Genomic DNA, 23,269 nt, shown 5'->3' on the forward strand with positions numbered 1-23,269 from the left:
ACAAAGTGCAGCAATAAAGGGGGCATTATGCAAATTCAAGCACTTCAAACCAGCCAGCATATCACTGACTTTGAAGGTGAGATTAAATGTGTGGGCATTTATGACCATGCTTTGAATTTCATTTGCCCTCAACAACGCTTAATGACTTTTCATCGTGAAGGAAAAGGATTAAGCCCGATGGGATGGTTACTAAAACAAGATGATTTTGATTATTTTGCCAAACAGTGCCATCCCTCGATTGTGATGAGTCTTAAAAATCATCAAGTGACACTCGCAAATAAACTCACATTGATCGCAGGTCAAAGTGAGAATTTGCGCTTACAAGATAAAGCGAATTTAGATTTACGTTGGTTAGAAAGTTTTTTTTCTCTGTTATCTCCCTCGATTGCAACGGGGCTATACGGCTCATTGAAAAATTACCGTCAAATCGCGCAACTCAGTGAAATTAGATTACTAACTAAGCTATTTCATAACCAGCTATTAGGCAATGCGGTTAACTGGGCTATTTTTACAGGAAAAGGCCCCGGATTAACGCCAAGTTCAGATGATATGCTGGTGGGGATGCTATTTGCACATTATTTAGCAGAGCCAGAAAATAAACTTAATAATTTTTTTAATAACACACCGCCTTTATCTGAATTGACCACCATTGTCAGTAAGCATTATTTGGAATATGCCACACAGGGAATATTTTCTACCTATCTCATTCAACTAGGTAAAAAAATAAAGAATAAAGAGATTATTTTTAAGGATATGTTGGAAATACTCTCTATTGGTCATCATTCTGGTGCAGATACATTACTGGGCTTATGGATTGGTTACCAAACTAAAAAACAACAACAGCATATTGATTAATATTTTTTAATAAAAGAATTTATATAAACATTCGGATACGGATAATTATGAAAACAATTGTTATTGCTTTAGGCGGAAATGCATTATTGCAACGCGGGGAAGTTTTGTCTGCTGAAAATCAATATAAAAATATTGAATTGATGTCAGAGACAATTAATAAATTAGCTAAAGAGTATCGTGTTGTATTAGTACACGGTAATGGGCCTCAAGTTGGATTGCTTGCACTTCAAAACCTTGCATATCAAGATGTTCCTGCATATCCATTGGATATCTTAGTCGCAGAAAGCCAAGGTATGATTGGTTATATGATGATGCAGAAAATTAATCAAAATCACCCTGAACAAGCTATTACAACGGTAATGACTCGAGTTTCCGTTGATATTAATGATGAAGCATTTAACGATCCAAGTAAATTTATTGGCCCTATTTATGATGAAGCTGCTAAAGAAGAGTTAATTGCGAAGTATCAATGGACATTTAAACAAGACGGTAAATATTATCGTCGTGTTGTGCCATCACCAACACCGAAAAAGATTATTGATATCGAAGCAGTAAGACTTTTATTAGATAAAGGTCATATTGTTATTTGTGGTGGCGGTGGCGGTATTCCAGTCAACAATTCAAATAATGAATTTATTGGTAGTGAAGCTGTTATTGATAAAGATTTAACGGCGGCTTTAATTTCTCGTGAATTAAATGCAGAGCACTTTGTTATTTTAACAGAGGCAGATGCTATTTATAAAAATTGGGGTACACCAGAACAAGCTGCAATTCGTGAAGCAACACCAGAAGAACTTGCACCAATGGCTGTCGCTGATGGCGCAATGGGACCAAAAATCATGGCAGTGAGTGATTTTGTTAATGCAACAGGGCAACAAGCTCATATTGGTGCATTACAAAATATTCAACAAGTTATTGAAGGTCAGTCTGGCACTTTAATTTATCAGTCTTAATAAAAATGCTTTCAGGAGCGTCATTATGAACGATGCACAAGTGAATGAGAAAGGCAAAGTCCCTTATTGGGTTAAACTGACCATTATCTTCTTCTTTGGTTGGATTGCGCTGTATGGTAGCCGTGCTATTGTTGGCCCTTTAATGGTAAATATTGGTGCTGAGTTTGATCTGTCTAAAGCTCAACTTGGCTCCATCATGAGTATTTTCTTTATCGGATATACTGCGCTAAATATTCCATCAGGCATGATTGGTGACTATTTAGGTAAGAAAAAAGTATTAGTAACAGGTGTTGTTCTCTTCGGTGGATTCACCATTATTGCGGGTATGATGCCAACTTACGTGACCTTTATGTTTGCATGGGTCATGGTGGGGATATTCCAAGGTTTCTATTATGGCCCTCAGTATGGTCTATCCTCAGAAGCGATACCAAAACATCGTATTACATTAGGTAGTGCGATTATCAATAGTGGTATGGCATTTGGTTTGTCTATTGGTTACTACATCTCAAGTATTTCTGTTGGTGAGATGGGAATGAGCTGGCGTGCTCCGTTCTATATCATTGGTGTGCCAATTATTATTATTGGTTTGGTTATGTTATGGATCATCAAAGATAAGCCAAAAGCACAACCTGCGGCAGAAAATGGCGCACCAAAACAAAAAGTTAAACTGACATTTAAAGATTTATTTGGTAATCGCAATATCAACCTTGCGTATGTCACCATCTTCTGTTCAATCTATGGCTTCTTTGTCTTAGTAACGTGGTTACCGTATTACTTAGAAACTGAGCGTGGAATTACTGGGACACAAATTTCAACTATCGCATCATTAATGCCGTGGTTTGCTATTCCTGGTTCACTTATTTTTAGCTGGGTTTCAGATAAAATTGGTCGCCGTAAACCTGTATTATTGATCATGTTACCGCTGTCATTAGTCGCTATTCTTGCTGTGCCAATGTCAGAATCAATGCCTGTGTTAATTGGCGCGCTGATCCTTTACGGCATTGTCGGTAAAATCAGCACAAACCCAGTACTTGTTGCTGTGGTTGCTGATAACTCACCGCGACATGCACTAGGTACATCATTTGGTGTTTATAACTGTATCGGTATGCTGGGTTCTGTTTTTGCACCAACATTAACTGGTTTCCTATCAGACAAAACAGGTAGCATGGACTCAGGTTTCTACTTTGCAGCTATTCTGATTTGTATCGGTATTGTGGCAAGCCTCTTTATTAAAGAAAGCAACAACAATAATGAAGAAGCAAAAGCATAGTACGCTATTCAGATAGTCACTGAATATACAGTAAAAGGGCAAACTTCGGTTTGCCTTTTTAATTTAAAGGATCGTAAAACGATTGCACACTCGGGTGATTTTGCTTAAACAACTCCACTAAATAACTGACTACTGCGCCTTTTTTATCTTCACACCATGCCAATGAAAGAGGAGAGTTATGACGACGATTTTTTACTTCTTTCGCAATTAACTGTCCGCTATCAATAAGTGGTTTGCATAAACTTAATGGCAAAAATCCTATTCCCACGCCTTTTAAATGACAGGCTAATTTTGTGTGTAAATCAGGTACACGGATCTCGTGCTGACCCGATAAGCGCCATGCAGTACGTTTAGAAAGATGGCGAGACGTATCTTCGACGTTTACAGCAGAATACATACGCATTTGATCATCACTTAATACACCACTGATATTGGCTAAAGGATGATTCGGCGCGACAACAAATTGCCATTGAATTTCGCCCATCGCACAAATGTTAATATTATTCTTAAGGGATTCATTACCCGTAACACCGATAGCAAAATGGTAATCTTCATTAATAAGTGCATCCCAAACACCCATATAGACTTGGCGAGTAATATGAAATTGGGTAGAAGGAAAACGTTGATGAAGACAAGCCAACATACTGGCAACAGCGGTGCGATCATAAAGAAGATTATTAATCACAATATTGACCTGATGTTCGACACCTGCGTTCATTTGTTGAAGTTCTATAGGCATTGATTCTAGCCATACAATCCATTGACGACATTTTTCTAATAGATATTCGCCTGCCGGTGTGAGTGTAACGGTTCTTGTGGTGCGATTAAAAAGTTGGGTACCAATATTTTCTTCTAATGTTTTTATACGGTAACTAATTGCCGCTGATGTTTTATGAAGCATATCGGCTGCTTTGGTAAAACTTTGGCAGTCGGCGACCTGTATAAAAGTGCGGATCATTTCTTGATCTAACATATTTTTGTCCTGATGGCGAAAGAGGCAAATTTTCAGCAGATAATGCTGAACTAAAAAAAAGAAAACAGAGCAAAGCTTACCTATTTTTTCTAAGGTCTATACCGTAAAGTGAGGCAACTTCTTATCGTATTAATGGATGTTATTATTTTGAGCTTGTTATTGTGTACCGAATGAAGTTTTGATTATTTATAGATAAGCGATAAAGCATACTAACAAAAATTTCATCGGATAATGGGCGCAATAAGAATATCTGTATTCTATTTGTGTGAGTGCTTTCACGTTTCACACATCCTTTTACTGATGAAGTTAAGATATCAGTAAAAGGTGGTGAAAGTTAGGATAAAAAATCCGTCGAGCCGATAAGAAAAAAAATCAATCAGGCTATTTTAAATGGGTAAGTAAAAAAGAGCAGGTGAGTCAGATTAAGTGCAAAGTGAAATAGTGTTGAAACCCAGAGCCGACCACTCCACATCCAAGCTAACCCATAAATAATCCCCGCGAGTGAAGCAAAAACAACTAACAATACTCCGCCTGCGAAATGTGCTAAACCAAAGATAGTGGCTGCTATTAATAGTGCAATATAAGGGGGAAGATAGCGTGATAATGTTTGCTGAATAACACCTCTAAATAATGCTTCTTCAGCGAGTGAGACAAAAAAGAGGTTCGCGAGAATAAATGCAGGTAACCACGATGGTAAATGCAATTCAATTGCTAATCCCCCTAGTTTTACGGCGATTAATAACAGTGCAGGAATGGCAATAATTAGCATTGCCCACTGTAATTTATTTGCTTCTTTTAATGGAGTGCAGACAAAAAGCGTAGGAATAAAGATCAGAAAAATAAAAGGTAATAATGCTTTGTCAGCATTGAAATAAAATGAAAAAGGGGCGCTTTTTATCCCTATAGCGGTGTGTGAAAGGTAACGTAAATTGTTAAAACCAGGAATAAGGTGAAAGGCTAACCCGCTGGCAATGATGATAAGTGCAAGAATGATGAACCCGCGTAGCAGTGGTTGTGTTTTATAACGTGAATAAGCAAATGCTAATAGCAGAATACCAAAAATAATGGGCAAAGTTTGCCATGTAATAACGCCAGTTATAAATGCGCTAACTGCCGTAAATGCAAGTGTAATAAGTGCAAGAGTGCGATTAAAACCCAAAAGTAATAAAGAAAAAGCAAGGAGTAGCCAAGTGATCATAATGATAAATAATCTAGAAAGAAAAGGAGCGTTAGGGTAAAAGATAGCAGCTTTCTAAGCTATCACTATAAATAAAAAAGTAGAGAAAGCAGACCTCTTTATGCGCAATAATTTTATTTAATTATTTGATTTATATGTAAAATATAATATATTGACTTTTAATCCAAAATTAAAACAAATGTTTAATTTATATAATGATAGTTAATTTATGATATTAAATTAGCATAAGTAAAACAGGGAATATAAAAATGCCGATAGTTTTAATATCGGCATTTTAGTTTATATAGGTTAGTTTGCTTTTGATTAAACAGAGTAAAACTAAACGTAAAAATAGCGAATAACGTGGAAGAAAATAGGGGCTGCAAAACAGAGCGAATCCATTCTATCCATCATGCCACCATGACCTTCGATCATCGTGCCAAAATCTTTTACTCCGCTATCTCTTTTGATTGCAGACATACATAAACCACCGGCAAAACCTGCCAATGTGATTACTAAAGAGAGTAAAAATGCAGCCCACCATGAGAAAGGCGTTGCCCACCACAACATCATGCCAATAAGGCTGGCAGAGATAATGCCACCAAAAAAGCCTTCCACTGTTTTATTTGGACTTAATTTAGGCACGATAGGATGTTTGCCAAATAATTTACCAAACACATATTGAAGTACGTCAGAAACTTGCACCACTATCATTAAAAAGAGCAGTAAATTGATATTACGGCCTTCGAAACCTTCAATTGGCAACATTAAAAGTGCGGGTGCATAACTTAGGCAATAAATTGCTATCATTACGCTCCATTGCACTTTTGCCATACGTTCTAAGAAGTGGCGAGTGTCACCTGAAAGTGCCATACGTGTTGGTATTAATAGAAAGGCGTAAACGGGAATAAATACTGCCATTAAGTTGTACCATTGCACACCAACAAGAATGTATTGGATAGGCAATATAACGAAGAAACACCAGAACAGCGCTTCATGGTCGCCACGATGTGTGGGTGTTAAGGTAATAAGTTCACGTAATGCAAGCCATGAGATAATAGCAAATAGGACGACAGAACCTATTGCTCCAATCCCTATTGCAACACCTGCAATAATACACATCACCCACCACGCATTGATCCTTGAATTAAGATTGGTGATGGTGGATGTAGGGCCTTTTACTGCTGCTAAAATAGCACCAATAATGCTGGCGATAATTAAGAAAGAGAAGAGTCCGATAAAGATCCAGAGGACTTCGTTATTAATACGTTCCATTGTGTAGCTCCTCTAACGCACTTTTTGCTCTTACTAGAAACTCTTGTTTACTTTCATGTTCATGAGTGGCTTCAATAGGGGCACCAAAAATTGCACTGCAAATAACAGGAACAACTAAGCGAGAGCCTTTGGGAAGAACTCTGTTTAAGTTTTCCAGATAAATAGGGACTAATTGAACATTCGGATTTTTACGAGAAAGATGCCAAAGACCTGTTTTAAAATCTTGAATAGATTCGCCATTACCTCGAGTACCTTCAGGAAAAATAATTAAAGAATCCCCTTGGTCTAAAATTTCTTGCATCAGAGCAAGTGCATTGGCTTTATTTGGTGCCGATGATGCAGCGTCATTAGCAAGTTGCTCTGCGCTTTCTCCGCAAGAATTTTCCTCTTGTGGAAAATTCATTTTGGCGGCATGACGAGGAATAAGAATAGCTCTAAAGATACGATGAGATAAATAACGGCGTAAGCGGTTTTTGTTCCAATAATCTTCAGCGGCAACGGGATGAACATAAGGGCGAATATTGGGTGAAAGACAAGACCAAATAACTAAGCCATCAAGATGACTAGAATGGTTAGCGTAATAAATACAAGGAATATCTTTTGCAATAGGAGAAGTTTGTTTAGCGCGAATACCTGTTAGGAATCGACAAATAGAGACTAAAACGGATGATACCACTTTTGCATCTAAAGCAAGTTTTCCATTTTTCATTAATCAGACACCTTGTGCTAAATCCCGTAAAATTCGACGGGTTCTGAAAATTGTGGTCAGCATTGAACCTAAAATAATAATCCATAATGAAATCAAAAAGAGCCATATTCCCCAAAGATTAGGAATAAATGCAGCAATAACAGCAACAGAGGTTAATAACGCCATTCGGTGTTGTTTTGCCATGGGGCCTGTAAATTGTTGATCTAGTCCACAAGCACCACCTAATACACGAACATAAGCGGTCATTACTGCAAAAAAAGCGCACACCCAGCTCAACGTAATGGCTATAGAAAAGTCAGAAGATAGCCCATAACCGACACCCAAAATAATTAAAGTATCAGCAATTCTGTCTGGTAATTCATTATAAACAGCACCTACTGGACTTTTCATGCCTCCTTCGACGGCAACCATACCATCTAGTAAATTACAAATGAGGCGACCTTGGATCATGATAGCGCCAAGGAGCAGTAAAATTGAGCGTAATAGTCCAGATGTGTAGAAGAGGGCACAAAAGAGTGATAAGCCTGCAAGTAATGCAAATATGACACTAAACACGGAAATGCCGTTAGGCGTTGCCCCTTTTTGTTGTAAGTAGCGGCTGCACTTTGTAGCCCAGTTTGTTTGTCTTGCTTTTATCGGGCGACGGTTTTTATCTTGAGTGTTCATTTTTCTTTGTAAAAAGCGAGTTAGGAGGGTATAGCATAAGGGCATTTACTCAAAGTGAAAATAAGAATAAACGTATAAGTTTATCTTATATTTTTTTATGCAGATTAATTCCTTCTTTTTTTGCTCTTATTAAGACTATAAATAAATTATTAATAATCATTTGTTTTTCTAGGTGTTAATACTTATTTAGGGCTAGTGCATTATACTTACACAATGTGATCATTTAATGATGCTCTTTATTTGATTGTTATTAAGTAGAAATGGTAAATGATGTATTACATTAATTAAACTATAAAGAGAATAAATTTCTTAAGTAAAAGGGAGTATAAAAGGAAATACTTATTATTATTTCTTATTTTACTGTTTAAATAATCACAATTAAAACACTTCGATTAGAATTTTCTTATAAGGAATTTTTTGTTTAAATCGAAAATCAAAACGCATAACCAGTCTTTAAATGGGCATAAAAAAAAGAGACGGGAATTTCTTTTGTATTATTTTTTACTCATTAATAATTTTCTTCGTAAAATAAGAATAAAGGAAATGAGAAATTAGAAATGAGAATACTCATCTTTATAATAAGTAAAAAATGATTTATATCAAATGAAGGACTTCATTTATTCTTATATTGCTATTACTAATAAAAAACAATGATAATAGTTATTAATAATAGCGATTATGAAAATAAAATATACAAATGTTTTAAATTGAAATTAAACGAACACTAATGAAAGGGTGGCATCAAAATAAGTTGCCGCCCTTTCTATCGTAGAATGGTGTCTAGCGTATTAATTATTCCCATATTAGGTGTAATTCATCCAAAATAGAATATTTTTAGAAGTACAGCTTTCTCTCATTAATAAAATATAATGAAAATTAAACAGGTCATATCGTTATATAGTAAGATAATACAACCCATTGATAAATAGAAATCACATTATAAATCAGTTTGCTCTTAAGTCATATTTCTTAAAGAAATCATACTCTTGAACTAATTGTGGTAGTGATCTTATTTTCAATTTCGTATACATATTTGAACGATGCACTTCAACTGTACGAGGCGATAACGAAAGTTTTTCTGCCGCTTCTTTGCTCGTATTTCCGTCAAGGATCATCTCCATAACCTCTTTTTCTCTATTAGATAACTTACCAAATTTATCTTTTAGAGATATATATGTTCGGAATTGCTCAACTTCACTTTCATAATGTAGGAAAGATTCCGAGACAATATTAAGAAGTTCATTCACATTTAGAGGGCGAGTTAAATATTCGAAAGCCCCTGATTTAAATGCGTTACGACAACTCTCAATGGAACTATCCCCAGAAATAATAATAACAGGGATGATGTTTTTCAATTTGTTGAGTTCTTTAATCAGTGCAATTGATGGTGCTGCACTACTCTTTGTATTAATTATGATGCACTCTTTATGAGCTCCTTTTGTTGATGAAAAATAGTATTTCAAGAAAGCCTGCTCATTTGAATAGGTTTTCACATTAGCCGCTAAAGAAGAAAGAACGGCTTTAAGTTGAACTTTTGTACTGTCATCTTCAAAAGTGATTAAGTGGATTATTGATTCCATATGTTGCTCCTGGTTTTACTCTGCTCTTACACTAAAAGTGAATGAGTAACGAAATTTGACTAATTTATAAGTTTTTTATGTAGGGTAACATTCACGCAACGGAGCCATATTCAGAATATATCAAATTAAAAATGATTAATACTTCTGTATTATATTATAGATAAAATATCAGAACTTTGTTTTGTTTCAATATTTGTATTTTATAGATAAGAATAATTTATTTCTATAATGAAAGGATGAGATAACTATTATTAATTGTAACTAAGTTTTTTATCGTAAGTGATTTTAACTATATTAAACTCACTTAATAAGTAAAAAAATAATATATTTAGGTGTTTTTTTATGAAGTAATTAATAGTCGCATTTAGTTACAATACAATTCCCTTTGTGGCTTTTTGGCTTTACTTCTTGTAAAATAGCACTTTATTTCTACTGACCCTTTTTAATAAACCAACCGAGCCAATGCTATGGCGTCACTGAAAGATGTAGCTCGACTTGCATCCGTTTCTTTGATGACAGTCTCAAGAGCGATTAATAACCCTGAGTTATTAAAACCAGAAACACTGAAACAAGTCCAAAATGCGATTGATCAACTTAACTATGTTCCAGATTATTCTGCACGAAAAATTCGTGGTCAAGGAACAAAAGTATCATCAATTGGTGTTCTGGCAATTGATACCGCAACGACACCGTTTTCTGTGGAAATGATTTTATCGATAGAACAAACCGCAAGAGAATTTGGTTGGAGTTCATTTGTTGTTAATTTGACTGCACAAGATTGTTATGAAAATGCCATTTGGCAACTTTTGGCTCAACGTCCAGATGGTATTATTTATACCACGATGGGGTTGCGTGAAATCACCGTACATGAAAAGTTGCTCGATAAGAATTTAGTGTTAGCAAACTGTTTAGATAAAACGCACGCTTTTCCAACTTATATTCCCGATGATTATCATGGACAGTATTTTGGGATGAAAAAAGTCATCGAGAAAGGGTATCGCCGTCCTTTGTGCTTTTATATACCTGAAGAGTCTGTTGCAGGTCCTATTCGTCGTAAAGCCGTTGAAGATGCTTGGCAAGAGGCTGGGCTACCATTGGCGGATCTACAACAATATACGATGATGTTTGGAGATGAACACTACCGTGATGTGATTGAAATATTGAAAAAGCATTGTGTTCATCAAAAGGCTGACTTTGATATTCTCATTTGTGGTAATGACCGTATCGCTTTTCTCGCTTACCAAGTTTTACTTTCTATGGGGTTACGTATTCCAGAGCAAGTGGCTGTTTTGGGATACGATAATATGATTGGTACGGGAGAATTGTTTTATCCACCATTAACAACGGTACAACTGCCTCATTATGAATTAGGTAAAGAGGCGACGTTGCATATTATTCAAGAACGAAACCATAGAGATACCGTACACGTACCTTGTCAATTAGTTGAACGTGAGTCTATTTAAAGACTCACGTCTTACTTACCTTCTCAATATCAGTAAATACTATTTAGCAGCCAATATTGACCATTAATCAGTGTTGCATCGCCATTCATGGCAAAAAGACGTAAAGTTTGAGTATCTTGTTGAGCATAATATCGGCTGCTAAAGGTGAATTCGCCTTTATTTACAAAGACTTCAATTGATGAACGATCAATAAAAATACGTAAATTCAATTCACAACCTTCAGGTAATGGAATACTTCTAGCTCCACTCATATTGTGCTGAGGATAATGGCGGTTAAGAACTAAACGATGTGATTGATTATCAACAAATAGCTCAAGCCCTTCACCTAGCCATAAGCCAAATTTTTCAGCATGACTGTCTAAAGATAACGTTAAGTCGAGTTCGATAGCGGCAGTATTATTTATTAGCTCGATAGATTGATTACTGAGTGTTAATGGCTGGATAGTCTGTTTTTCTTGGCGCAATGATTCGACTTCTTTAACGGGGATCATGCGTAAGCGATTTTTGGATTTATCAAACGTGATTTCACGAGGGAGTGTAAAACAGCCAGACCAAAATTCAGATTTTGAAGGCATTGGCGAATTCCACATATCCATCCATCCCATTGAAACACGACGACCATCAGGTGTCGTAAATGATTGTGGCGCATAATAGTCATGGCCATTATCAAGTTCAATAAAGTGACCTTGTGGTTTAAAAGGTTGATTTGGCGACCACTGGCCAATTAATGCCCCTGATTGAAAGAGATTGCGATATTGATAGCCTTCGGCTCGTTTTCCTTGTGGTGAGAAGACGATTGCAAATTCGTTTTCTTGGCTAATAGGGAAGAAATCAGGGCACTCCCACATATAGACATTTTTATCATCCGTTTTTCCTAAAACAGTGTAATCGTTGTTCCACTGTTGACCTTCCTCAAATAAGGTTTCGCTAGAGAAAAGTAGGACTTGTCCTTGATCTTTTTCATCACGAGCACCAACAACCATCCACCATTTACCGTCTTGATACCAGACTTTAGGATCACGAAAATGCATATAACCTTTAGGGGGTTCTAAAACGATCCCTTTTTTCTCAAAATGAATGCCATCTTCACTGATAGCAACACATTGCGCTTCATAGATTTGATTATCATCCCCTTCGGCGGCTAACCAATTGTGTCCGGTATAGAAAAGATAGAGTTTACCTTCATGGCTAATTGCTGATCCTGAGAAGCAACCACTTTTGTCGTAGTCATCTCCTGGTGCTAACGCAATAGGTTGATGTTGCCAGTGGATCATATCGGTACTTGTGGCATGTCCCCAATGCATTGGTCCCCAATCTTGAGAATAAGGATGGTGCTGATAAAAGGCGTGATATAAACCATCATGATAAATAAGACCATTAGGATCATTTAACCAACCCGCAGGCGCTGCCAAATGAAACTGGGGATAAAATTTATTGCCTCGTTTTTCAATCAAGGTATTTAGGGCTTTTGTTGATTGTTCTAAGCGGTGTTTCATATCATTATCCTTATTATATTTTAGAGTTATTAGTGTGTTTTTAAGATCACAAAAGGGTAAAGAACAGATGTAATCACACTATTACTCTTGTTGTTAACGATAACATTTAGAGTGAAAAAAATACGATGCATGAGATTGACTTTATCATCTTATCTCATTATGTTAACGTTATCAGTGTGGATTTACGAGCAATATCTTTACTTATTCGTTATGAATAGTCATAAAAACAGAATATAGTTAAGAAAAATAATTGCTTATCTTCAGGAGAGATTATGAAAGTCTGGTCTTTAGGTGACGCTGTTGTTGACTTGATCCCATTGCAAAACATGCAATATGAAGCATGTGCTGGTGGCGCGCCAGTCAATGTTGCTGCTGGCGTTGCTAAGCTTGGTCAACAAAGTGGTTTTATTGGACGTGTAGGTGAAGATGCGTTCGGCCATTTTATGCAAAAAACATTGTTTGATCTGGGCGTTGATACTCGTGCAATGGAATTTGATGAGTTTCATCGTACCAGTACTGTTCTTGTCTCTTTACAAGAAAATGGTGAGCGTGATTTTACTTTTTTAGTTGCTGAGTCTGCGGATCAATTTTTAACAGAAAAATCTTTACCTGCGTTTGAAAAAGATATTTTGCATTTTTGCTCTTTAGCATTAGTGAATCCCATTTGTCGCTCGACCTTAGATTGTGCAATCAAAAATATTAAAGAAAGCGGTTCACTACTGAGTTTTGATATTAATTTACGACCTCAAATGTGGCGTGATCATGAAGAAATGCGCGAAGTTATTGATAATTATGCGCATAAAGCAGACATATTAAAATTATCCGAAGATGAGCTTACGTGGATGACACAAGAAGTGACATTGAATAATGCACTTAAAAAATTAGAAGATTATCCCGCTCGTTTAAAAGTGATCACCCAAGGCTCTAAAGGTTGTTTAGTTTTAACGCCAAATACCCAAGTCGCATTTAGTGCCTTTATCGTTGAATGTATTGATACAACCGGTGCTGGCGATGCCTTTATGTCAGGCTTGTTAGCTGCGCTTGCTGAATATGGTTTTGCTGAAGATGAACCATATCTATCAAAAATAGTGACGCAAGCAGCTGCTTGTGGCGCTTTAGCCACCACTAAAAAGGGGGCAATAGCCGCGGCACCAAGTCGTAAAAAATTACATGATTTTGTTCAGCAGCAACCGCCTTTGCATGTTAGGGAGATTTTCTAACAACTTACCTATTTTTTCTGGTTGTGGTTTTTACCACGGTTTTCCCTTAATGGATTTTCCTATTCTCCATTTATAACGACTTTTCTCGGAGTGGTTATTTGTGGAGATTTTTTTATCTCATCTATGCTGTTGTACTGATGTTTAATCAATCAGCGATGCTGATCATATTGTTCTGTCGGTTTTAAGCGTATGATATTAAATCTTATCGACTTTTATTGATGGAACATTAAATGTGGGCTCAATCGGGCGCGGTATTAGCCATTTTTTCTTATATTCTTTGGGGAATTACTCCTCTGTTTTATCGGCTGTTACCGGGAGCGCAGCCGTTAGAAATGTTGGCTCAGCGTTTGATCTGGTCTATCCCTCTTTTATTACTCGTACGACTCTTTATTAAAAATAGGACACGATGGCGCGCTGTTTTACAAGATAAGCGCTCTATTTTTATGTGTCTATTTAGCTCAATGGCTATGGCCGTTTCTTGGTGTACATTTACCTATGCATTAACACATCAACAAGTATTAGAAGCGAGCTTGGGGTATTTTATTAATCCGCTTTTCTCAATTTTATTAGGCGTCATATTTCTTAAAGAAAAGCTTAATTCAGCAGAAAAATGGGCTGTTGCTTTAATTTGTGCTGGTGTGGGTTATCAATTGTGGATGTACGGTGAATTACCTGTATTGGCTATAATGATGGGCGGTGCATTTGCTGTATATGGATTAATTCGTAAGTTTATTCGTTTTGATGTGATCACGTCTTTATTTATGGAAACTCTTTGGTTAATGCCATTAGCAATAGGCGCTACGATTTGGTTGGTTGTTACCGATAAAAGTGCATTACCTTCGGCTGATAATTTGACTCGTTTTTATTATATCTTAACAGCTCCAGTGACTATCTTGCCGTTATTATTCTTTACTGCTGCAGTCAAACGAACCACGTTAACCGTGATAGGATTAGCGCAATACATTGAACCTACCATTCAATTTTTACTGGCTGTTTTCTTATTCCACGAAGCTTTTGATGAAGTAAAAGGCGTGAGTTTCTCACTGATTTGGTTAGGACTTTTATGCTGTATCTTAGCACTTATCCGAAAACGCCTTAATTATCTAAAAATTCAAAAAGGAAAGCGTAGCCAAACAATGTAATTGTTTTATTTATCTGTCAGATTATTTTTTTGTCTGGCTATTTTTCTATCAAGCTAAATCCGCTATGCTATATGAAAGGCAATCGTTTGCGTGATTGTGATTTTTATTAATGGTGAGGATAAAAAATGACAGTGCTGGGTACGGCTCTTACAGCAAGTGCAACAAAAGTGATGTTATTAGGTGCCGGTGAATTAGGCAAAGAAGTCGCGATAGAATGCCAACGCTTGGGAATTGAAGTGATTGCCGTTGATCGCTATATCAATGCTCCAGCTATGCATATTGCTCATCGTCATTATGTTGTAAATATGTTGGATAGCGATGCGTTAAAGCAAGTTATTGAACAAGAGCGACCTGATTTTATCGTTCCTGAAATTGAGGCTATTGCAACAACGTTACTGGTTGAATTAGAACAAGCGGGGCAAAAAGTTGTTCCTTGTGCCCGTGCTGTAAAGCTAACTATGGATAGAGAAGGTATTCGTCGTTTAGCCTCGGAAACACTGCATTTACCTACATCGAACTATCAATTTGTTGATGATGAAGTGAGCTTTAAAAAAGCTGCTCTAGAAATAGGCTTCCCTTGTATTGTAAAACCTGTCATGAGTTCATCTGGAAAAGGGCAAAGTGTTATTCGTAATGAAAACGATTTAGCTCAAGCTTGGACTTACTCGCAAGAGGGCGGGAGAGCAGGAAAAGGACGCGTTATCGTTGAAAAAATGATCCCGTTTGATTTTGAGATCACGTTACTGACTATTCACGCTGTTGATGGTACCCATTTTTGTGCCCCTATTGGTCATCGACAAGAAAAAGGGGATTACCGTGAATCATGGCAACCTCAAAAGATGAGTGACATCGCGCTTGCTAAAGCACAGCATATTGCGAGTAAAGTGGTTGAGAACTTAGGGGGCTATGGTTTATTTGGTGTTGAGTTGTTTGTTCAAGGTGATGAGGTATTTTTTAATGAAGTCTCACCTCGCCCTCATGATACTGGATTGGTGACACTAATTTCTCAAGATTTATCAGAGTTTGCGCTTCATGTTCGTGCTTTTTTAGGCTATCCCATTGGTGGAATTCGCCAATTAGGCCCTTGTGCATCAGCGGTTATTTTACCTGAGCTTTATAGTACGAATATTGTGTATTCTGGTATTGAAAAAGCGTTGAAGGCGGATCGTCAAATTCGCCTTTTCGCCAAGCCTGAAATTGCGGGTTCTCGCCGTTTAGGTGTTGTACTTGCTCACGCTGATACGATAAAACACGCATTAGATGAAGCAAAAGCAGGTGCTAACGCTATCATTGTCAATGACGCCCAAAAATAGCGATGTAACATAAGATTACTTACCGCTAAGAAGGGAACCTAACTTAGCGGTAAAAATCCAGCTTTAATAAAATACGCTTTAGCATAAGGAGATAATATCTCCTGATATAAACTATAAGCCTGAGAATGAATAAGTGTTGCACAATAGTGCGCGGTAACATTAAAAGGCTTTGGAATATCGAATATCTTTAATTCAGGAAATTGACTGAGTTGTGCTTGATAGTGCTGGTAGCCAATAAAGGCATCAGCTTGATGTGTTGTAATTAAGTAATGAGCAGCCATTCTACCTTGAGGGATAGTAAGTGAATGCTTACCTCCAACCAAAGAAAGTGCTCGCATTTTTAATGCCTGACTTAACTCTGGATTAATTTGTGCAATATTATTAAAAAGTTGCCAACTGTAATCCCCTGATGGATCTGCTTTTGGTGTGGATATCGCTAATTTTAATGCGGTATTTGATAATACACTAAGCCAGTTATCTTCTTCATTTACACCGTTACGACGAGCGGTAATGCAAAGCTGATTGGCAATAAAAGGGGCATATTGCAGTGCAAAGCCTTTCTTGATTAATTGTTGAGCATTATTTTCATCAGCAGAAAGAAATAAATGACAGGTTTCCCCTTGTTCAATTCGTTGACGCAAAAGTCCAGCGGGTCCAAATGTAAGCGCCCACTTTTCGCCTGTTTTCTGCTTATAATGCTCAATAAAAGCAGGTAGTGTGGTTTTTAAGCTACCTGCTGCAAAAAGGGAAAATATCATGGTGTTATATCTTACTCTTTTCCTTGATATTGAGTACGATAGAATTTTTGATACCAATCATTAGCTGCTTTTTGCATATCGATATCACTAAATTTTTCAGGATAGAGTTTTTTTGCCATCCACAATTCACCGATTGCCATGGCTTCTGGCATTGGATAACCCCACGCTTTTGCATATTCAGGCATTAAATAAATGCGATTGTTTTTAACCGCACTAATCACTTGCCAACGTGCATCTTGTTTGATTTCATCAACAACTTGAGGGTATCTGTCTTGAATAAAAATAACTTCTGGATCCCATGCAATAACTTGCTCTAAAGAAACTTGTTTATAGCCTTTGACGGTTGATGAGGCAACATTAAAGGCGCCTGCATGTTCCATCATAAGTCCCGTGTATTTTCCTGAGCCATAAGTGGTTAAATCAGGATTGGCCATATAGGCACGGACTCGTTGCGATTTAGGAATATCTTGTAAGCGCTGGCTAACCTGCTCACGTTGTTTAAAGGTATCGTTAACTAATGCTTGTGCATTTTCTGATTTATTGACGATATCACCAATCAATAAAATACCTTCTTTTAGCCCTTCGTTATAAGCCTGTTCTTCGTTTTGTAATGTTGGATTAAGCTTTGATTTATCGTCGTTACTCTCTTTACGCAATGAAATTGCAACAACAGGAATACCCAATGCAGAAATCTTATCAATCATCTCTTTAGGGGCATAATTGGTGACAAAGACAACTTGAGGTTGCAGTTTGACTAAACTCTCTGCATCAAAACTGGTGAGATCACCGACTTTAGGTGTTTTCTCTAGCGATGGTGCTAATTGTGCATATCCATCACCAAGTTGTTGCTTCCAATTAGACATCACGCCAACAATTTTATCTGTTGCATCAAGCTGAACTAATAAATTGAGGGTTTGATGTTGTAAAACTACCGTTCTTTCTACTTTATCTGGAATGGTAACGGTGCGACCAATTTGGTCTACGATTTGTCTATCTGCATAAGAGAAAAAAGAGAGGGAGAGTAAGCCAATACCCAATAAACAGTGCTGTAATAACGCTTTCATAGTTATAAACCCAAGTTAATATCGCTGTATAATAAAATATACAACTAAAAATATCCAACAAGTATTATTTTGGCTCAAACTTTAATCATATAAGGTGCGTAATCACTTTTATTAGCTTAATTTCTTACTCAACCCTTGAAACTTGCTTAACTATCCCCACTTTTTATCCATATTGATTTTTTTCGCCAAATTAGGATTAATTGAGGTAAAAATGAGTATGAAAGGTCAGGAAACAAGAGGATTTCAGTCAGAAGTTAAACAACTTCTTCAATTAATGATCCATTCTCTTTACTCCAATAAAGAAATTTTCCTTCGCGAATTGATTTCTAACGCATCAGATGCGGCTGATAAATTGCGTTTCCGTGCATTATCAGATGCAGCGCTTTATGAAAATAATGGCGAGTTGCATGTACGCATTTCCACTGATAAGGAAGCTCGTACTCTGACTATCAGTGATAATGGTATTGGTATGACTCGTGATGAAGTCATTGATAATCTCGGTACTATTGCAAAATCAGGTACAAAATCATTCTTAGAATCTATCGGACAAGATCAAGCTAAAGATAGCCAATTAATTGGTCAGTTTGGTGTTGGATTCTATTCTGCGTTTATCGTTGCAGATAAAGTGACAGTACGTACTCGGGCTGCTGGTGAAAGCGCCGATAAAGGTGTTTTTTGGGAATCTGAAGGTGAAGGTGATTACACCGTTGCTGATATTGAAAAAGCTGATCGTGGTACTGAAATTACGCTTCATTTACGTGAAGGTGAAGATGAGTATTTAGATGATTGGCGCTTGCGTAGCATTATTAGTAAATATTCCGACCATATTTCTCTGCCTGTTGAAATTGAAACGAAAAATGAAGAAGACGGCACTGTAACATGGGAAAAAATTAATAAAGCGCAAGCACTGTGGACTCGAAACAAAGCTGAAGTGAGTGATGAAGAGTATAAAGAGTTTTATAAACATATCTCTCATGATTTCGCAGATCCATTAAGCTGGGCACATAACCGTGTAGAAGGTAAGCAAGAATATACAAGCTTATTATATGTGCCTTCAAAAGCGCCTTGGGATTTATGGAATCGTGAACAACGCCATGGTTTAAAACTCTATGTTCAGCGTGTCTTTATTATGGATGAAGCTGAGCAGTTTATGCCTAATTACCTACGTTTTATCCGTGGGTTAGTGGATTCTAATGATTTACCGTTAAACGTTTCTCGTGAAATTTTACAAGATAGCTCTGTTACACGTAATTTACGCAGTGCATTAACTAAGCGTGCATTACAGATGTTGCAAAAATTGGCAGAAAACAAGCCTGAAGAGTATCAAGCATTCTGGAAAGAGTTTGGTTTAGTCTTAAAAGAAGGCCCAGCAGAAGACTCATCTAACATTGAAACTATTGCTAAATTACTGCGTTTTGCATCAACGCATAATGACAGCGATGCTCAAACAGTTTCACTGGAAGATTACGTTAACCGTATGGTCGAAGGCCAAGAAAAAATCTATTACATCACTGCTGATAGCTATGCCGCTGCGAAAAATAGCCCTCATTTAGAGCTGTTCCGCAAAAAAGGTATCGAAGTACTGCTGTTATCTGATCGTATTGATGAGTGGATGATGAATTACCTGACTGAGTTTGATGGCAAATCATTCCAGTCTGTCAGTAAAGCAGATGAATCTCTTGATAAACTTGCTGATGAAGAGAAGCAGGCTGAGCAAGAAGAAACAGATAAACAATTAGCACCTTTTGTTGAACGCATTAAAACCTTGCTAGGGGATAAAGTTAAAGATGTGAAATTAACACATCGTTTAACAGATACTCCGGCAATTGTGACAACCAGTGCTGATGAAATGACAACACAAATGGCCAAGTTGTTTGCAGCAGCAGGACAAGCAGTACCAGAAGTGAAATATAACTTTGAGCTGAACCCAAATCACCCATTAGTGAAACAAACTGCCGAGTTAACCGATGAAGCGTTGTTTGCGGATTGGGTAAATTTATTGCTGGATCAGGCTCTATTTGCTGAAAGAGGCTCTTTAGAGGATCCAAACCAGTTTATTCGCTTAGTGAATCAACTTTTAGTTCAAAAAGCGTAACTGTTTTCGTTTTCAAACATTTAAACCACGTTTATCTGAAAAGAGAGCGTGGTTTTTTCTTTTTCGATAAAAAATAAAATGCAATCGCTACCGTGATTTCTTGAGCGATGACCTCACAAAATGGTATGGTAATGCGTTTTCGAGTTTAAATATAAAAAATTAAATGCAAGGGGATTTACGCGATGCGTATCATTCTGCTAGGCGCTCCAGGCGCTGGTAAAGGCACTCAGGCTCAATTCATTAAAGAAAACTATGGTATCCCACAGATTTCAACTGGTGATATGTTACGTGCGGCAGTAAGTGCAGGTACAGAACTAGGACTGAAAGCAAAAGCACTGATGGACAATGGTCAGTTAGTGACTGATGAATTAGTTATTGCGTTAGTTAAAGAGCGCATCAAACAAGACGATTGCCGTAATGGTTTCTTGTTGGATGGGTTCCCAAGAACAATTCCACAAGCTGATGCAATGAAAGAAGCGGGTATTAACGTGGATTTCGTACTGGAATTCGCTGTACCGGATGAAATCATTGTCGATCGTATTATTGGTCGTCGTGTTCACGCACCATCAGGTCGTGTTTATCATGTGAAATTTAATCCACCTAAAGTGGAAAATCGTGATGACGTGACGGGTGAAGAATTAACAACGCGTAAAGATGACCAAGAAGAAACTGTTCGTAAACGTTTAGTTGAGTACCATACTCAAACTGCACCATTAGTTTCTTATTACCAAAATGAAGCTAAAGCAAACAATGCGAAATACTTCAAAGTTGATGGTACACAAAAAGTAAGCGAAATTAACGCTGAACTGAAAAGTATCCTTGGCTAATTCGTCATTGTGATGACTAATCCCGGTTGAGCCGGGATTTTTTTTATCTTAAAAATAAGAAGATGAGATAAAAAGCGCGATCCAATAAATTGACAAGCACAATCTATTATTTTCCTTTATTCTTCTACTCTTTGGTTATCCTAATAAAATAACTCTAAGGAGTCATAGTATGAATGATGCTAAGTATGGTGTTCTTTTGGTTAATCTAGGCACACCTGATGCGCCGACAACGGGGGCTGTTCGACGTTATTTGGCACAATTTCTTAGCGATCCTCGTGTTGTTGATGTTTCTCCTTTGATTTGGAAACCAATATTACAAGGGGCTATATTACCGTTTCGCTCACCTAAAGTGGCTAAATTGTATCAACAGATTTGGATGGATGAGGGATCGCCACTTTTAGTTTATAGTCGAGCGCAACAACGTGCGGTTGCTCAGCGATTACCTAATATCCCTGTAGAGTTAGGAATGTGTTATGGCAATCCATCACTAAATGAAGGGGTTGAAAAACTATTACAACAAGGTGTTGAGAACATTATTTTGTTACCACTTTATCCTCAATACTCTTGCTCTACTTCTGCTGCGGTATTTGATGGTGTCAGTCGAATTTTTAAAGACATGCGTACAATGCCCTCTCTTCACTTTATTCGTAGTTATCCTACTCATCCGCTTTATATCAAAGCACTTGTCACCTCTATTGAGAAAAGTTTTCAGCAATATGGCAAACCCAATCGTTTAATTCTCTCTTTCCACGGTATACCTGAGCGTTTTATCAAAACGGGTGATATTTATTACGATGAGTGTTGCCTCACAACAGAAAAATTAAAAGAGCAATTAGAAGAGAAGCTAGGTTATCCTAAAGAACAAGTCATGTTGACATTCCAGTCACGTTTTGGCCGTGAACCTTGGCTATCGCCTTATACGGATAAAACGATGGAAAAACTGGGAAGTGAAGGGATTGAACATGTACAGGTTGTGTGCCCAGGATTTTCATCTGATTGTTTGGAAACATTAGAAGAAATTAATGAACAGAACCGAGAGTTCTTTATTCATGGTGGTGGCAAACAGTATGAATACATTCCGGCATTAAATGATGATCCTGAGCATATTGACTTGCTAGAAGCGATGATCAGAGAGGTATGTAAAAAATAATTACTGAATTCGATAAATAAAATTATCGGATTTGATGATATATTAATTTGATCATATTTCAGTTATATATAAACTTATCTTTTCTCATTTTTTAAGTATTTTAGTGTGAACCACTAAAAGTGCTGATAAACGGACACTGCATTACCTAAATTTAGGCAGGAAAATGAATAGTAAGCTTTCAAAACCACAATCTTCAGAAGTTGATAAAGGACATTTTGACGATTTCTATCTAAAACAGAACGATGAAATCGATCTTTTTGAATTATTTTCTGTTATTTATAAATCAAAATTTGTCATTATTGGTATCACGTTATTATTTGCTATCGTTGGCTTTACTGTTGCAAGTTTTTTACCACAAAAATGGACGAGCCAAGCTGCAATTACCAAGCCAATGCTTGATGAAATGAAGCAATTAAGAGCAACATTGACTGAGCTTAGCTTAGTGGATGTTGATACTGGTGTGAATGGTTCATCTGTTTATCAAAAGTTTATCAATAACTATAACTCTCGTGTTTTACGTGAAGAATATTTAATAAGTACGGATTATTACAAACGTTTGTTGGCTAAAATGGAAAATCCAACGCCGTTGGATCAACGTAGACTTATTGAATCAATTGTCACCAAAGACATTAATTTAAAAGCTTCAGATGATAAAAAAAGTGAAGATGAGTTTAGTGGAGAAATTAATCTAAGCTTTACTGCACCAACTTCAGAAGAGGCTTATGATTTACTTTCTGGTTATATTCGTTTTATTTCCACCAAAGTGCGTATGGAAGTAAAAGATGAAATTGATGACCAAATTGAACGTAAATTAAGTTTTGCGCAAAAAGCCTATGAAATGGATTTAGAGCGTATTGCCAATGCACGTAATGTGAATGTGCAACGTCTAAAATATGCGTTAGAAATTGCTAATGCGGCTGGCGTGAAAAAACCGATTTCAAGTGAAGGTGCGCAGATTAAAGATGATCCTGATTACTCTATTGCAATGGGTTCTGATGCATTAGGCAGTAAACTGGCAATCACTGAAGCTATTACTGATCCAACAACAGTAAGCACAGATCTGAAAAACCGTTTATACAATATTCAACAGTTAGAAAAAGTGAAATTAGGCGAGCTTCAATTTGTACCATTCAAATATATGTTGAAGCCTTACGAACCAACTAAAAAAGATGCACCTAAACGTGCTCTGATTTTAGTGGGTGCCGCTTTTGTTGGTTTCATTCTGTCTGTTATGGGTGTTTTACTGAGCTATATGGTAAGAAGCCGTCGTAAAACCGCATAAA

Annotated in this window: 20 protein-coding genes; 11 read left to right on the forward strand and 9 right to left on the reverse strand. The window is 37.0% G+C overall.

What is annotated here, in order from left to right:
* Positions 1–27 precede the first annotated feature (27 nt).
* The 3 genes from ABN212_RS15280 to ABN212_RS15290 are packed head-to-tail and all read left to right on the forward strand — an operon-like array spanning position 28 to position 3,078.
* Entirely contained in the window at positions 28–855 is an 828-nt protein-coding gene (locus tag ABN212_RS15280; RefSeq protein ID WP_198620863.1) for a DUF2877 domain-containing protein, read from the forward strand.
* Positions 856–902: 47 nt separating this feature from the next.
* The gene (locus ABN212_RS15285) at positions 903–1,808 is read left to right on the forward strand and encodes a carbamate kinase (RefSeq protein ID WP_160230627.1); all 906 of its coding nucleotides are present in this window, start codon (positions 903–905) and stop codon (positions 1,806–1,808) included.
* 25 nt (positions 1,809–1,833) lie between these two features.
* Positions 1,834–3,078, forward strand: coding sequence for an MFS transporter (locus ABN212_RS15290; RefSeq protein ID WP_196533970.1), 1,245 nt, complete (start codon positions 1,834–1,836; stop codon positions 3,076–3,078).
* 58 nt (positions 3,079–3,136) lie between these two features.
* On the opposite strand, the gene allS is transcribed toward ABN212_RS15290, so the two are convergent.
* From allS to ABN212_RS15320, 6 genes are all read right to left on the reverse strand, one after another.
* A complete protein-coding gene (allS, locus tag ABN212_RS15295; protein WP_198620862.1) occupies positions 3,137–4,051 on the reverse strand; it encodes an HTH-type transcriptional activator AllS in 915 nt (304 codons plus the stop codon).
* A gap of 376 nt (positions 4,052–4,427) precedes the next feature.
* Positions 4,428–5,249, reverse strand: a complete 822-nt coding sequence (locus ABN212_RS15300; protein ID WP_198620861.1) for a CPBP family intramembrane glutamic endopeptidase — start codon at positions 5,247–5,249, stop codon at positions 4,428–4,430.
* Positions 5,250–5,567: 318 nt separating this feature from the next.
* Positions 5,568–6,503, reverse strand: coding sequence for a phosphatidate cytidylyltransferase (locus ABN212_RS15305; protein WP_198620860.1), 936 nt, complete (start codon positions 6,501–6,503; stop codon positions 5,568–5,570).
* On the reverse strand, positions 6,490–7,212 hold the full coding sequence (locus tag ABN212_RS15310) for a lysophospholipid acyltransferase family protein (RefSeq protein ID WP_198620859.1): 723 nt from the start codon (positions 7,210–7,212) through the stop codon (positions 6,490–6,492). The genes ABN212_RS15305 and ABN212_RS15310 overlap by 14 nt, the downstream gene beginning before the upstream one ends.
* Before the next feature lie 3 nt (positions 7,213–7,215).
* Positions 7,216–7,878, reverse strand: a complete 663-nt coding sequence (locus ABN212_RS15315; RefSeq protein WP_198620858.1) for a CDP-alcohol phosphatidyltransferase family protein — start codon at positions 7,876–7,878, stop codon at positions 7,216–7,218.
* 944 nt (positions 7,879–8,822) lie between these two features.
* Positions 8,823–9,458 (reverse strand): response regulator transcription factor, encoded by a 636-nt coding sequence (locus ABN212_RS15320; RefSeq protein ID WP_109371383.1) that lies wholly within the window; start codon positions 9,456–9,458, stop codon positions 8,823–8,825.
* Between the two features lie 467 nt (positions 9,459–9,925).
* Here ABN212_RS15320 and ABN212_RS15325 point away from each other — a divergent pair, with 467 nt between their 5' ends.
* On the forward strand, positions 9,926–10,921 hold the full coding sequence (locus ABN212_RS15325) for a LacI family DNA-binding transcriptional regulator (protein ID WP_196533975.1): 996 nt from the start codon (positions 9,926–9,928) through the stop codon (positions 10,919–10,921).
* A 29-nt stretch (positions 10,922–10,950) separates the two neighbouring features.
* On the opposite strand, the gene ABN212_RS15330 is transcribed toward ABN212_RS15325, so the two are convergent.
* Complete coding sequence (locus ABN212_RS15330) at positions 10,951–12,417, reverse strand: glycoside hydrolase family 32 protein (protein WP_349443385.1); 1,467 nt, start codon at positions 12,415–12,417, stop codon at positions 10,951–10,953.
* Positions 12,418–12,689: 272 nt separating this feature from the next.
* Between ABN212_RS15330 and ABN212_RS15335 the strand changes: the two genes are divergently transcribed.
* The 3 genes from ABN212_RS15335 (at position 12,690) to purT (ending at position 16,092) form a co-directional block, all read left to right on the forward strand.
* Positions 12,690–13,637 (forward strand): aminoimidazole riboside kinase, encoded by a 948-nt coding sequence (locus ABN212_RS15335; RefSeq protein WP_109371377.1) that lies wholly within the window; start codon positions 12,690–12,692, stop codon positions 13,635–13,637.
* Positions 13,638–13,867: 230 nt separating this feature from the next.
* On the forward strand, positions 13,868–14,779 hold the full coding sequence (gene rarD, locus ABN212_RS15340; RefSeq protein ID WP_109371375.1) for an EamA family transporter RarD: 912 nt from the start codon (positions 13,868–13,870) through the stop codon (positions 14,777–14,779).
* 125 nt (positions 14,780–14,904) lie between these two features.
* A complete protein-coding gene (gene purT, locus ABN212_RS15345; protein WP_198625896.1) occupies positions 14,905–16,092 on the forward strand; it encodes a formate-dependent phosphoribosylglycinamide formyltransferase in 1,188 nt (395 codons plus the stop codon).
* A gap of 38 nt (positions 16,093–16,130) precedes the next feature.
* Here the strand turns inward: purT and ABN212_RS15350 are convergent, their stop codons facing one another.
* Together ABN212_RS15350 and ABN212_RS15355 are read right to left on the reverse strand one after the other, a co-directional pair.
* Positions 16,131–16,850: a substrate-binding domain-containing protein gene (locus tag ABN212_RS15350; RefSeq protein ID WP_198620854.1), complete on the reverse strand. Its 720-nt coding sequence runs from the start codon at positions 16,848–16,850 to the stop codon at positions 16,131–16,133.
* Between the two features lie 11 nt (positions 16,851–16,861).
* Positions 16,862–17,914, reverse strand: coding sequence for an ABC transporter substrate-binding protein (locus ABN212_RS15355; protein WP_232797520.1), 1,053 nt, complete (start codon positions 17,912–17,914; stop codon positions 16,862–16,864).
* A gap of 211 nt (positions 17,915–18,125) precedes the next feature.
* Between ABN212_RS15355 and htpG the strand changes: the two genes are divergently transcribed.
* The 4 genes from htpG (at position 18,126) to wzz(fepE) (ending at position 23,268) form a co-directional block, all read left to right on the forward strand.
* Entirely contained in the window at positions 18,126–20,009 is a 1,884-nt protein-coding gene (gene htpG / locus ABN212_RS15360; protein ID WP_196564422.1) for a molecular chaperone HtpG, read from the forward strand.
* A gap of 182 nt (positions 20,010–20,191) precedes the next feature.
* On the forward strand, positions 20,192–20,836 hold the full coding sequence (gene adk, locus ABN212_RS15365; protein ID WP_109371369.1) for an adenylate kinase: 645 nt from the start codon (positions 20,192–20,194) through the stop codon (positions 20,834–20,836).
* A 169-nt stretch (positions 20,837–21,005) separates the two neighbouring features.
* Positions 21,006–21,986, forward strand: coding sequence for a ferrochelatase (hemH, locus tag ABN212_RS15370; protein WP_109371367.1), 981 nt, complete (start codon positions 21,006–21,008; stop codon positions 21,984–21,986).
* 163 nt (positions 21,987–22,149) lie between these two features.
* Positions 22,150–23,268: an LPS O-antigen length regulator Wzz(fepE) gene (gene wzz(fepE), locus ABN212_RS15375; RefSeq protein WP_198625894.1), complete on the forward strand. Its 1,119-nt coding sequence runs from the start codon at positions 22,150–22,152 to the stop codon at positions 23,266–23,268.
* Position 23,269: the final 1 nt, after the last annotated feature.

Source organism: Proteus genomosp. 6 (assembly GCF_040139785.1).
Taxonomy (GTDB): Bacteria; Pseudomonadota; Gammaproteobacteria; order Enterobacterales; family Enterobacteriaceae; genus Proteus.